Source organism: Mesonia aquimarina (genome assembly GCF_003667275.1).
Classification (GTDB): domain Bacteria; phylum Bacteroidota; class Bacteroidia; order Flavobacteriales; family Flavobacteriaceae; genus Mesonia; species Mesonia aquimarina.
The window spans coordinates 306810-319418 of record NZ_RCNV01000001.1 but is presented as its reverse complement, the minus strand read 5'-3'; the positions used below and the strand labels follow the sequence as shown (position 1 = coordinate 319418).

Here is a 12609-nt window from a genome sequence, read left to right as displayed (position 1 = left end):
AATTTATGCCTAGATCTAGTCTTTTTGTTTTAAAACGCGATATTCTTCGTAACAGCCACTAATGGCATCTAATATTTGTAGATCGTTTGCGTTTTTAATAAAGCTTTCTGAATAATTACATTTCCGTAAAATTTCATCAATATCTACTGTTGTAACTTGTAAAAGTGCAGCTAAAGTTTCTCTATTAAATTTTTCTTGAAGTAAACTTCTAATTTCATCGTCCTCTTTCATTTGCCGCAATTTGCGCATTTGTTTGGGTTTGTTTCCAAAGAGGTTGTAGAGTAAATCTGCGGGATTGAAAATAGATTCCATTGTTTTTGAAAAAGCTCCAGGTTGATCCTGGCCAGCTTCATAACCGGAATCTAAACCGGAAATACTATAACGATGATTTTCGTAAATGGGGATATTTTTGGCGTCAATTTCTAAATAACCAGTTAATTTTAAAGGCTTAATGGTTACCTCTTGAAGAGCGATCCCCATTTCTGTCATTTTGATTTTAACCTCACCGTATTTTGTCCAGTCGTTTGTAACGCGAACTTCAATTGACTTGTAGCCTAGATATGAAAAGTAAATTGTATCGTTAACTGAAGCTTTAATTTTAAACTCACCAACTTTATTGGTAACAGTCCCTTTAACCTGATTTAGGTTAATAATATTTACATTTTCTAGTGGTAAATCGTTAGCGGCATCTAAAACCTTACCTTTTATAAACTCCAATTCTTCAACTTCCTTTTGATTATTTTCTTTCTCCTTTTGCGAAAAAGAAGTAATACTTAACAAGCTAAAAAAAATAAGTATAAGGTAATTTTTCATAAATCTAAATCTCGAAATAAAGCCGTAAAATAAAAAATTAAACTGGATTTTTATCTTTAGTTGACAAAAATCCAGTTTTTACTGCTTATTTTCTTTTCTTTCTACGACTGATAGAGCTTTTTATGTTGCTTTTTCTTCCGCCACCATCAGAAGATTTACTTCTTCTAGGGGAACGATCTGATTTTTTTCGGCCACTACCGCCAAAGTTTTTATCTTTTTTTCTTCCACCACCGAAGCTTTTATTTCCGCCTCTGCGTTTTTTTCCTCCGCCACCGCCTCCGCGGTTTTTGGTGATTTCAACATTTATATTACGTCCCTGTAATTGGAAGTCTTGAAATTTAGCTAAAACTTTTTCTGTTTCTGAAGCATCAGTATTAAAGAAAGAGAAACTATCTTTTACATCTACGCGTGAAACGCCATCGCGACCTAAATCTAATTCTTCTTTAAGGAAATCTTTTAGCGACATCCAATCAAAATCATCTTTAGCACCAACGTTTATAAAGTAACGAACGCTGTCTCCGGTATCTTCACCTTCACGATAATCTCGGCTTGAAGCTTTCTGATTAAGGTCTGAAGCGTTTTGATAGTAATTATAAAATCGTGTAAATTCTACAGAGAAGAATTTTTTAATTAATTCTTCTTTATCAAAATCTTGTAAAATTTCTCCTAATTGTGGAAGAAATTGATCGATTTCATGATTAATCTTAGTGTCTTTAATATCGTTTGCTAAATGAAATAATTGCACTTGACAAATTTCATCTCCACTAGGAATATCTTTATGCTCAAAAGACTGATTGATAATGCGTTCTATACTTTTAATCTTACGCACTTCGCTTTTAGTAACAATAACCATAGAAACTCCACTTTTTCCTGCACGTCCGGTTCTTCCGCTACGGTGAGTATACGTTTCAATTTCGTCTGGTAATTGGTAATTAATTACGTGTGTAATATCATCAACGTCAATTCCACGAGCAGCAACATCGGTAGCGACAAGCATTTGAATTTGACGATTTCTAAAACTTTTCATCACTAGATCACGCTGATTTTGGCTTAAATCTCCGTGAATAGCGCCTGCGTTGTAACCATCTTCAATCAGTTTTTCAGCTACTTTTTGAGTATCACGTTTTGTTCTACAGAAAATAACTGAAAAAATATCAGGATTAGCATCAGCTAAGCGTTTTAATGCTTGGTAACGATCTCTTCCTGAGGTTATATAATATTCGTGTGATACGTTTTTTGACCCTTCATTTTTTGATCCTACAGTAATTTCTTGTGGATCTTTCATGAATTTTTTAGCGATTCTAGCCACTTCTTTTGGCATTGTTGCGCTAAATAACCAGGTTTTTTTCTCTTTTGGGGTGTGCGATAATATTTCAGTTATATCCTCGTAAAAGCCCATATTCAGCATTTCATCAGCCTCATCTAATACACAATATCCAATTGCTGAAATATCAATCATTCCACGGCCAACCATATCTTTCATACGACCTGGAGTAGCAACAATAATTTGCGCTCCACGTTTTACTTGGCGTTCTTGATCTGAAATACTTGCACCACCGTATACAGCAACGGTAGAAAGTTGCGGTATATATTTGGCGTAATTTTTTAGTTCGTTTGTAATTTGTAAACAAAGTTCACGCGTAGGTGAAAGGATAAGTCCTTGTGTTTGTTTACTTTTTGGATTAATTTTTTGGATTAATGGAAAACCAAAGGCAGCGGTTTTTCCGGTTCCGGTTTGTGCCAATGCGACCAAATCGGTTTCTTGTTCCAGTAAAACAGGTATTGCTTTTTCCTGTACTTCACTTGGGGCTTCAAAGCCCATATCCCTAACGGCGTTAACAATTTCGGCATTAAGCCCTAATTCTTCAAATTTGTTCATATAAATAAAATAAGCTGCAAAGGTACGCATTCCTTTACAGCTTCTACTACAAATGATTAAGTATTAATTTTTTATTTAGAAAGGTAATCTAACAATTGTTTCATTGCTTTGCCACGATGACTTATTTTGTTTTTTTCTGCTTGCGTCATTTCTGCAAAAGTTTTATTGAAATCATCGGGTTGAAAAATAGGATCGTAACCAAAACCTTTTTTGCCTTTTTTTTGTGTAGTTATTTTTCCTGAACAAATCCCTGTAAATAGAGTTTCTTGATCATTTATAATTAAAGCGATTACAGTTTTAAAACGTGCATTTCGGTTTGTTTTGCCCTCTAAATTTTTTAATGCTTTTTGAATATTTGCCTCGTCATTTTTTTCTTGTCCCGCATACCGAGCAGAGTAAACACCGGGCTCATTACCAAGTTCATCTATTTCTAAACCGGTATCGTCTGCAAAACAATTGTAATTATAATTGTCATTCACGTGTTGTACTTTTAGCACAGCATTTTGGTCAATTGTCTCGCCGGTTTCTTCAATTTCATTTTTACAGCCAATATCATCTAATGAAAGCAACTCAATATAATCTGGCATCAAGGCTTTAATTTCTTTAAATTTATGTTGATTGTGTGTAGCGAAAACTAATTTCATAGCGTTTTTTTTAATTTTGTTTGCAATCTTTCTATTTATGATGATATGGTTCATTTTTTAAAATGGTAAATCCGCGATATAATTGTTCAACAAAAAATAAGCGTACCATTTGATGCGAAAATGTCATTTTAGAAAGTGCAATTTTTTGGTTTGCACGTTTGTAAACTTCTTCAGAAAAACCGTAGGGACCGCCAATTACAAAAATTAATTGTTTCATTCCGGTATTTAATTTTTTCTGAATCCATTCCGAAAATCCTTCAGAATCAAAATTCTTTCCGTTTTCATCTAACAAAACTAAAATATCTGCGGGTGTAATTTTTTTTAAAATTAACTCACCTTCTTTTACTTTTTGCTGATTCTCATCTAGATTTTTACTTTTTTTTAGGTCAGGAATTATTTCAACTTTAAATTTACAGTAGTGCTTTAAACGCTCGATGTATTGATCAATAAGTGTTTGTAGCTGTTTATTGTCTGTTTTTCCTACGCAGAGTAATTTTATAGTCATCTTTAATGTTAGCAATTACTTTGTTACATTAGCAAAAATAACCTGATAAAATGATTAGCCAAGCACAATTTAAAAAAGAAATAAAACTAATTATAGAAAATGCTATTCGTGAAGATGTTGGCGATGGCGACCATAGTTCTTTAGCATGCATTCCTAAAGATGCAGAAGGGAAGGCAAAACTATTGGTAAAGGATAACGGTATTTTGGCCGGAGTAGCCTTTGCTGAACAAGTGTTTAAGTATGTTGATGCTGATTTACGTTTAGATATAAAACTGAAAGATGGCGAGCGTGTTAAAAAAGGTGATGTCGCTTTTTATGTTAGTGGAAAAAGTCAATCTATTCTAAAAGCTGAGCGCCTAGTTTTAAATGCGATGCAGCGTATGAGTGCGATTGCAACTAAAACAAAATCTTTTTCTGATTTATTAAACGGAACTTCAACCAAAATTTTAGACACCAGAAAGACAACACCCGGCATTAGAGCTCTAGAAAAATGGGCGGTAAAAATTGGCGGAGGAGAAAATCATCGTTTCGCCCTGTATGATATGATTATGTTAAAAGACAATCATATAGATTTTGCAGGTGGAATTTCTAAGGCAATTCAGAAAACACAGGAGTATTTAAATGAAAATCAACTTGATCTAAAAATTATTGTGGAAGCTAGAAATTTAGCTGAAATCAAAGAAATTTTAGAAAATAATGGTGTGCATCGAATTTTAATTGATAACTTTAATTACGAAGATACACGTAAAGCAGTGGAGTTAATCGGTAAAAAATGCCAGACAGAATCTAGCGGAGGAATAACCTTAGAAACGGCTAGAAAATATGCTGATTGTGGCGTAGATTATATTTCTAGTGGTGCATTAACCCATTCTGTTTACAACTTAGACTTGAGCTTAAAAGCGGTTTAATTTATGTCTGAAGAGGTAGAAAAAGAACTAAGAAAAATACCTATTATTAGTTGGCTTGTACGCAAGTGCAAAAAAATAATTCTACCCGGACTTGAAGGATTATCACTATACGATTTATGGGAAATTTATTCCGTTGGTATCATTAAAGGAACCTTTACCACAAGAGCAGGATCTATTGCTTTTAGCTTTTTTATGGCGTTATTTCCTTTTTTACTATTTATTTTGAATTTAATTCCCTTTGTGTGGTTTATAGACGATTTTCAATTAAAGCTTTTAACCTTTATTGATACACTTTTACCACCGCAAACAATCACTTTTTTTAGTGAAGTTTTTTTAGATATTGCTCAAACCCCGCGTGGAGGTTTACTTTCTTTTGCATTTATATTATCTGTATTTTTAAGTGCAAACGGTATCAACTCTATATTTACAGGCTTTGAATATTCATATCACACTACTATAAATAGAACGATTTTAAGGCAATATATGGTAGCCGTTATCGTGGCTACTATCATTGCTTTTTTATTGTTAGTTACCGTAATAGTGCTTGTTTATCTCACTTATATAATAGAAGATTTAGAAGCTTTAGGTGTTTTTTCAGATAGCATAATTTGGGCGCAGATTGGGCGGTTTGTTGTTTTTATTTTAATGATTTATAACGCCATTGCTATCTTGTATTATTTTGGAACAAAAGAAGGAAAACATTCCCGTTATTTTTCTGTTGGGGCTTTATTTACAACACTTTTAATTTTTTTAACTTCATTTTTATTCTCTATTTATATTGAAAATTTCAGTTCGTATAACGAGTTGTATGGCTCTATTGGAGCACTATTAATTTTGATGCTTTACATTTGGTTGAATTCAAATATTTTGCTTTTAGGCTTCGAATTAAATGCATCAATTAATCGATTAAAGAAAAATTTTTAATAACTTATACCACAAAACTTAACAGTATGAAAACATTTTTACTAGTCTTAACTACGTTTTGTGCAGTTCATTTATCTACCGCACAAACCGAAATTAGTGGAATAACCATTCCTAATTCAGAAACTTTTGGTAAACACACACTTCAATTAAATGGGGCAGGAGTGCGAGAAAAATTATGGATCGACTTATATGTTGGCGGTTTGTATTTAGCCGAAAAATCTAGCGATGCCTCTGCCATTGTTAATTCAGAAAACGCAATGGCTGTAAAATTACATATTGTTTCTTCATTAATCAGCAGTAAAAAAATGATTAGTGCTGTTGAAGAAGGTTTTGAAAATTCTACCGATGATAATACAGCGCCAATTCAAACAGAAATAGATCAGTTTATTGGCTTCTTTAAAGAAGAAATTACAAAAGGAGATATTTTTGATATCACCTATCAGCCAGAACGTGGAGTGGTAGCTTATAAAAATGGTAAAGAAAAAGGAACCATTAAAGGAATGAAATTTAAAAAAGCATTATTTGGAATTTGGCTTTCTAATAGACCTGCCGATGACGATTTAAAAGAAGCGATGCTAGGAGAGTAACTATTTTTATTTCAATAATAGTATAATCAACCAAATTTTCTTGAAAACCTGAAACTATTTGTTTCGGGTTTTCTATTTTTATCCATTAAAATTTTGCTTTAATTTTTTGTTGATGATAAACACTTTTGTAAACGTAATTTTACCGCTTCCATTACCAAAACATTTTACTTATTTCCTAACGGAAGCTGAAAAGGAGAGTGTAGAAATCGGTATGCGCGTGGCCGTTCCTTTTGGGAAAACAAAGGTTTATACAGGAATTGTTTCAGCAATTCATCAAGAAAAACCACAATTATATGAAGCAAAACCTATAGAACAAATTTTAGACGATGAGCCAATTGTAACTCAAAAACAATTAGATTTCTGGAAATGGATTTCAGATTATTATATGTGTGCAGAAGGCGAAGTTTTGCGCGCCGCTTTGCCAAGTGCTTTTTTGTTGGAAAGTGAAACGGTTATAGAACTCGATAAAAATAGTACGATAAATGAAGATGACTTAACCGACGATGAATTTTTAATATTTGAAGCCTTACAAAATCAGTCACTTTTAAAGATACAAGAAGTGATGCAGCTTTTATCTAAGAAAACGGTTTTACCGGTAATCAATAAATTGGTTTCAAAAAAAGTAATTATTGTAAATCAAGAAATTTATAAACAATATAAGCCTAAATTAATTCGGTACATAAAACTTTCATCAGCTTATCAGGGAGATGAAAAATTATCCGCTTTATTAGATGAATTGGACAATGCACCAAAGCAGCGAGAAATTTTAATGACATTTTTTTCACTTCAATCTAAACAGCAAAAACCAATTGAAGCAAAGCAGTTAGCAAAAGAGAGTAATGCTTCAGCTTCGGTTATAAAGGCATTGGTGAAAAAAGGAATTTTAGAAGAATATCATTTAAAAAAAGACCGTATAAATTTTGATGCTCAAGCAGCAGAAAGTGAAATTAGTTTAAATGAATACCAAGAGAAAGCACTGGCTGAAATAAATCAATCTTTTGAAAAGGAAGATGTTTGTTTATTACACGGGGTAACTTCTTCAGGAAAAACAGAGTTATATATTAAGTTGATAGAAAAGGTAATTCAAGAAGGGAAACAGGTGCTTTATTTGCTTCCAGAAATTGCATTAACAACACAACTTATTAAACGTTTACAGCATTATTTTGGTGATGAAGTTTTAGTTTTTCATAGTAAATATTCAGTTAATGAACGTGTAGAAGTTTATCAGCATGTTTTGCAACAAAGCAAAGGGAAAATTATAATTGGGGCACGTTCTTCTGTTTTTTTACCGTTTCAAAATTTGGGCTTAGTTGTAATAGATGAAGCGCATGAGAGTAGTTTTAAACAGTATAATCCCGCGCCACGTTATAATGCTCGTGATAGTGGAATTGTATTGGCTTCTTTTTTTAAAGCAAAAACCTTATTGGGTTCAGCAACGCCAAGTTTAGAAAGTGTTTTTAATGCAAGACACCAAAAATACGGATTTGTAGAATTATCTCGTAGATTTGGAAATGTGCTTCCGCCAAAAATTGAACTTGTCAATTTAAAGGAAAAGTATAAAAAGAAAAAAATGACCGGTCATTTTTCTGATCGGTTGTTAAAAGCTATTGAAGAAACTTTAGAAGAAAGAAAACAAGTTATTCTTTTTCAAAACAGACGCGGTTTTTCACCCTTTTTAGAATGTTTTACTTGCGGTCATTCGCCTCAATGCCCTAATTGCGATGTTAGTTTAACCTACCATAAACACAACAATAGCTTGCGCTGTCATTATTGCGGTTATCATATGGCTATGCAATTACAATGTATGGCGTGCGGAAGCGCAGAGATTTCAACAAAAGGATTTGGAACAGAGCAAATAGAAACCGAATTAAAAGCTTTATTTCCGGAAAAAAATATCGGCCGGATGGATTTAGATACCACCCGTGGAAAATATGGTTACGAAAAAATCATCAATAAATTTGAACAGCACGCAATAGATATTTTGGTTGGAACACAAATGTTGACTAAGGGTTTAGACTTTAGAAATGTGGACTTAGTAGGTGTTTTAAATGCCGATAGCTTATTGAATTTTCCAGATTTTAGAGCGCATGAACGTAGTTTTCAGTTGCTTTTACAAGTAGCGGGTAGGGCAGGAAGGACAAAAGAACAAGGTACAGTCTTAATTCAAACTTACAATCCATATCATCAAATTCTTCAGCAGATTTCCACTAATAATTATGAAGACATGTTTAAAGAACAATTAGAAGATCGCTATAATTTTAAATACCCGCCAATTTATAGATTGATAAAATTAACTTTAAGAGGAAAAGATTATAATTTAGTAAACGAATCTTCTGCTTGGTTTGCCAAAGCAATGCGTCAAGCTTTTAAAGAACATGTTTTAGGACCAGAATTTCCTCCTGTTGCTCGAATAAGAAACGAGTATTATAAAAATATAATGCTCAAAATTCCAGCGAAACAATCTCTACCAAAAACCAAAAAATATCTTCAGAAAGTTTTAAAAAGCTTTGAATCAATCGGAGCTTACCGAAAAATTAGAGTAGTAATTGACGTAGATCCGTATTAAAATTACTCTTTCTTTAAGGTAGAAATTTCTTCTAAGGCTTTTTCTAAATTGCGTTTTCTGTTTCTACTTAATGGAATTTCCTGCTGTTCTAATTGTACAATTTTACTGTTATAATGTTCAACACGATTCAAATTAACAATATAAGATTTATGAACTCGTAAAAATTGTTCTTTTGGTAAGCGCTCCTCAAAAGCCTTCATCGTAGATAAAACAGTGTAGTTTTTACTATCGGTAATTACCTTCATATAATCACCTAAAGCTTCAACATATTTTACAGTATCTAAATATAGCTTATGTTTTTTTAGGTTACTTTTTATGAAAATATAGTTTTCATCATTTCCATTATGATCATTTTTTAGACCATATAATTCTAAGGCTTTATCTACCGCAATATTAAAACGATCTTTACTAACAGGTTTCTGTAAATAATCTACAGCTTTATAATTAAAGGCTTCAAACGCATATTGCGTTTTTCCCGTTACAAAAATAATTTCGGGTTTGTAATCTAAATTATCTAATAAATCAAATCCTGATAAAATAGGCATCTCTATATCTAAAAATAGTAGATCTACTTTTATGGTCTGAAGCGCAGTTTTAGTTTTTAAGGCGTTATTATGTTCTGCTATTAATTCTAACGATGGATGATCTTTAACCAATTTAGTGATCGAAAGTCTTTGTAAACTCGAATCATCTACGACAATACATTTTAATTTTGTTTCTTTCAAAATATAATTGGGTATAAGTTGGAATATAGTTGTAATTCAAAAATAATAAAACTATTCTAAAGATACCATATAAGTTGAAAAAAATAATAAAAATCTATATTGCTCAATAAGAAAAAAAGACTTACTTTTGCAGTCAATTTATTAAAAATAAGTATTTATGAATCATTATGAAACTGTTTTCATCTTGAATCCCGTTTTATCTGATGACCAGGTAAAGGAGACAGTTAAGAAATACGAAGATTTTCTTGTTTCTAAAGGGGCGAAGATGGTAAACAAAGAGAATTGGGGCTTAAAAAAATTAGCTTACCCAATTCAACAAAAGAAAAGTGGATTTTACCACTTATTTGAGTACCAAGTAGACGGTGAGGTTATAGAACCTTTAGAATTAATGTTTAGACGTGATGAGCGTATGATGCGTTTTTTAACCGTGAAACTAGACAAGCACGCTGTGGCTTGGGCAGAAAAAAGAGTTAAACGTAACAAAGAAAAAGCCTAAGGTATGTCATCTATTGAACAACAAGCAAAAGGAAAGAAAGACGGAGAAATTAGATATCTAACTCCGCTTAACATAGAAACTACAAAGACAAAAAGATACTGTCGTTTTAAAAGATCAGGAATCAAGTATATCGATTACAAAGATCCAGATTTCTTAATGTCATTTGTAAACGAGCAAGGTAAAATTTTACCAAGAAGATTAACTGGAACTTCGTTAAAATACCAACGTAAAGTTTCTGTTGCCGTAAAAAGAGCTCGTCATTTAGCCTTAATGCCATACGTTGGTGATTTATTAAAATAAAAGAAACGACATTATGGAATTGATATTAAAAAAAGACGTCGAAAATTTAGGATTTATAGATGATGTTGTAACAGTTAAAAATGGTTACGGAAGAAACTATTTAATTCCTCACGGTTTTGCAGAACTTGCAACACCCTCGGCTAAAAGAATGCTTGAAGAAACTTTAAAGCAACGCGCTTATAAAGAGAAAAAGCATATAGAAGAAGCAGAAAAGCAAGCAGAAAAAATAAATAACTTAGATCTTAAACTTACTGCAAAAGCAGGAGCTGGAGATAAATTATTTGGTAGTATAACTGCTGCGAATTTAAGTGAAGCTTTAGGAAAAGAAGGTGTAGATATTGATAAGAAATACATTTCTATTCTTGGAGGTAACATTAAACGTTTAGGGCAATACGAAGCTAAATTACGTTTCCACAGAGAGGTGATTTCTACCCTTACTTTTGATGTAATTAACGAAGCTTAATTTATCTAAAATAAAAAATAAGCCTACCCAATTTGGGTGGGCTTTTTTATACCCATTAATTTTAAATTTTTTTCTGATGAAATATGCACGCTTAACAAAAGAACAGTTTGATGAATTGCATCAAGAATTTATAAACTTTTTAGCCTCTCAATCTATCACCGCAGAAGAGTGGCAAGATATTAAAACAAATAAACCCGATGTTGCCGAAGATGAACTTGACGTTTTTAGTGATTTGGTTTGGGAAGGTGTTTTAAATCAGGCAAAATATATTGAGCATATATCAAAAAATCAGCTGTTTTTATTTAAAATAGGGGAAACCAATATGACTTTAATCGGAATTAAAGTCGAAAATGATGCAATTGATATCAGAACAAAGGAAGGTTACCAGTGGTTGCAAAACAATTTAATGAATAATGATGTTACTATTTATACATCAACCAAAGCCATTACAGAAGATAGAAACAAAGATGTTTTTGTTTTAATTCAGCAAGGCGGTAATATTACTCAAGGCGAATTATATAATTATTTTGAAAAAATAATAGAAAAGTAGATTAACTCTACTCGTAACGTAAAGATTCAATCGGGTTTTGTTTAGCAGCTTTAGACGCCGGATAACTTCCTGAAATTATAGCAATAATTAGCGAAATTAATGTTGCCCAAATTATAGCAATCCAAGGAATTCCATAGGTTAAATTAGCGATTGAAGCTACTATTAAGCCAAAAATCATTCCGATTAAAATCCCTAGAATCCCTCCTAATTGTCCAATAATTATGGTTTCAATAAAAAACTGAAAAGCAATTGTGTTCTTTTTGGCACCAAGGGCTTTTCTAATACCAATTTCTCTGGTACGTTCGGTTACTGAAACCAGCATAATATTCATTAAGGCAATAGAGGAACCTAGAATAGTAATAATAGAAATAATCCAAGCCGCAGCATCTAAATAGCCCATTAAACTTGCAATCTGACTTAGTAAACTGTCGCTACGTCTAATCCCGAAATTATTATCTTCTTTTGGCTCAAGTTTTCTAATATTTCTAAATGTAATAATAGCTTCGTCTTGTGCGCTTTCCATATAATTTTTATCACCAACTTTAACACTAATATTATAATTGGTGTAAGCTTGTGTAAAAAGTGAACGCGCTTTTTGAATAGGAATTAAAACACGTAAATCTTCATTATTTTGAAATGTAGAACCTTGACTTTCTAAAACGCCAATTACCTTAAATTTAGCTCCACGAATACTTATTATTTTATTGATAGGATTTAAGCCCTGAAAAAGTGCCTTCTTAAAATCGGCACCAATAACACAAACACTAGAATTATTTTCAATATCAAAAACAGAAAAATTTCTACCCTGTTCAACCTCTAAACCTGAATTAGATAGATAATTTTCATTAACGCCTATAACGCTAGCTTCCGGATCTGTTTTTTCTGTTTTATACTTTATTTCGGCCGCATTAGTTCCGGTAAAAGAAACAGCCGTCTTTGTATCTGGAAAGTTGTAGCGTTCTGTAAAAGATTTTACATCTCGGTAACCAATAATAGGATTTATCTGTTTTTTTTCTCCTCTTCCGCGTGTTTGTATCGTAAAATCGTAACGTTGAATACTAAATGTATTAGCTCCCATAGAAGCAAAATTGCTAGAAATAGTATTTTCTAACGCATTTACCGCACTTAAAATTCCTACTAGGGCAGAAATTCCAATAGCGATAATTAAAACGGTTAAAATTGTTCTAAGTAATTGACTTTTAATACTATTAAGAGCAATCCTAATATTTTCTTTGACCAGTGAGAACAT

The 12609-nt window shown here is 32.3% G+C and carries 14 protein-coding genes; 8 read left to right on the top strand and 6 right to left on the bottom strand.

Annotation, left to right across the window (positions count from 1 at the left end; genetic code table 11):
- Positions 1-15: 15 nt before the first annotated feature.
- The 4 genes from D9R05_RS01600 to rlmH all read right to left on the bottom strand — a co-directional run bounded on the left by D9R05_RS01600 (position 16) and on the right by rlmH (position 3841).
- Positions 16-813 carry a carboxypeptidase-like regulatory domain-containing protein gene (locus D9R05_RS01600; RefSeq protein WP_121665465.1) on the bottom strand — a complete coding sequence of 266 codons (798 nt, stop codon included), beginning with the start codon at positions 811-813 and terminating at the stop codon, positions 16-18.
- Between the two features lie 85 nt (positions 814-898).
- Positions 899-2692, bottom strand: coding sequence for a DEAD/DEAH box helicase (locus D9R05_RS01595; RefSeq protein WP_121665817.1), 1794 nt, complete (start codon positions 2690-2692; stop codon positions 899-901).
- 71 nt (positions 2693-2763) lie between these two features.
- On the bottom strand, positions 2764-3336 hold the full coding sequence (locus D9R05_RS01590; protein WP_121665816.1) for a non-canonical purine NTP diphosphatase: 573 nt from the start codon (positions 3334-3336) through the stop codon (positions 2764-2766).
- A 31-nt stretch (positions 3337-3367) separates the two neighbouring features.
- Positions 3368-3841, bottom strand: coding sequence for a 23S rRNA (pseudouridine(1915)-N(3))-methyltransferase RlmH (rlmH, locus tag D9R05_RS01585; protein WP_121665464.1), 474 nt, complete (start codon positions 3839-3841; stop codon positions 3368-3370).
- Between the two features lie 50 nt (positions 3842-3891).
- Here rlmH and nadC point away from each other — a divergent pair, with 50 nt between their 5' ends.
- From nadC to priA, 4 genes are all read left to right on the top strand, one after another.
- The gene (gene nadC, locus D9R05_RS01580) at positions 3892-4749 is read left to right on the top strand and encodes a carboxylating nicotinate-nucleotide diphosphorylase (RefSeq protein WP_121665463.1); all 858 of its coding nucleotides are present in this window, start codon (positions 3892-3894) and stop codon (positions 4747-4749) included.
- Positions 4750-4752: 3 nt separating this feature from the next.
- On the top strand, positions 4753-5673 hold the full coding sequence (locus tag D9R05_RS01575; RefSeq protein ID WP_121665462.1) for a YihY/virulence factor BrkB family protein: 921 nt from the start codon (positions 4753-4755) through the stop codon (positions 5671-5673).
- Positions 5674-5699: 26 nt separating this feature from the next.
- Positions 5700-6260 (top strand): chalcone isomerase family protein, encoded by a 561-nt coding sequence (locus D9R05_RS01570; RefSeq protein ID WP_121665461.1) that lies wholly within the window; start codon positions 5700-5702, stop codon positions 6258-6260.
- A gap of 112 nt (positions 6261-6372) precedes the next feature.
- On the top strand, positions 6373-8826 hold the full coding sequence (gene priA / locus D9R05_RS01565; protein WP_394340547.1) for a replication restart helicase PriA: 2454 nt from the start codon (positions 6373-6375) through the stop codon (positions 8824-8826).
- Positions 8827-8828: 2 nt separating this feature from the next.
- Here the strand turns inward: priA and D9R05_RS01560 are convergent, their stop codons facing one another.
- Positions 8829-9551 carry a LytR/AlgR family response regulator transcription factor gene (locus D9R05_RS01560; RefSeq protein WP_205589262.1) on the bottom strand — a complete coding sequence of 241 codons (723 nt, stop codon included), beginning with the start codon at positions 9549-9551 and terminating at the stop codon, positions 8829-8831.
- Positions 9552-9708: 157 nt separating this feature from the next.
- On the opposite strand from D9R05_RS01560, the gene rpsF reads away from it, so the two are divergent.
- The 4 genes from rpsF to D9R05_RS01540 all read left to right on the top strand — a co-directional run bounded on the left by rpsF (position 9709) and on the right by D9R05_RS01540 (position 11360).
- Positions 9709-10047 (top strand): 30S ribosomal protein S6, encoded by a 339-nt coding sequence (gene rpsF, locus D9R05_RS01555; RefSeq protein ID WP_121665459.1) that lies wholly within the window; start codon positions 9709-9711, stop codon positions 10045-10047.
- A 3-nt stretch (positions 10048-10050) separates the two neighbouring features.
- Positions 10051-10347 carry a 30S ribosomal protein S18 gene (rpsR, locus tag D9R05_RS01550; RefSeq protein WP_121665458.1) on the top strand — a complete coding sequence of 99 codons (297 nt, stop codon included), beginning with the start codon at positions 10051-10053 and terminating at the stop codon, positions 10345-10347.
- A gap of 13 nt (positions 10348-10360) precedes the next feature.
- A complete protein-coding gene (rplI, locus tag D9R05_RS01545; protein WP_121665457.1) occupies positions 10361-10810 on the top strand; it encodes a 50S ribosomal protein L9 in 450 nt (149 codons plus the stop codon).
- A gap of 76 nt (positions 10811-10886) precedes the next feature.
- Entirely contained in the window at positions 10887-11360 is a 474-nt protein-coding gene (locus D9R05_RS01540; RefSeq protein WP_121665456.1) for a DUF6495 family protein, read from the top strand.
- A gap of 7 nt (positions 11361-11367) precedes the next feature.
- Here D9R05_RS01540 and D9R05_RS01535 read toward each other — a convergent pair whose 3' ends face one another.
- Entirely contained in the window at positions 11368-12609 is a 1242-nt protein-coding gene (locus D9R05_RS01535; protein ID WP_121665455.1) for an ABC transporter permease, read from the bottom strand.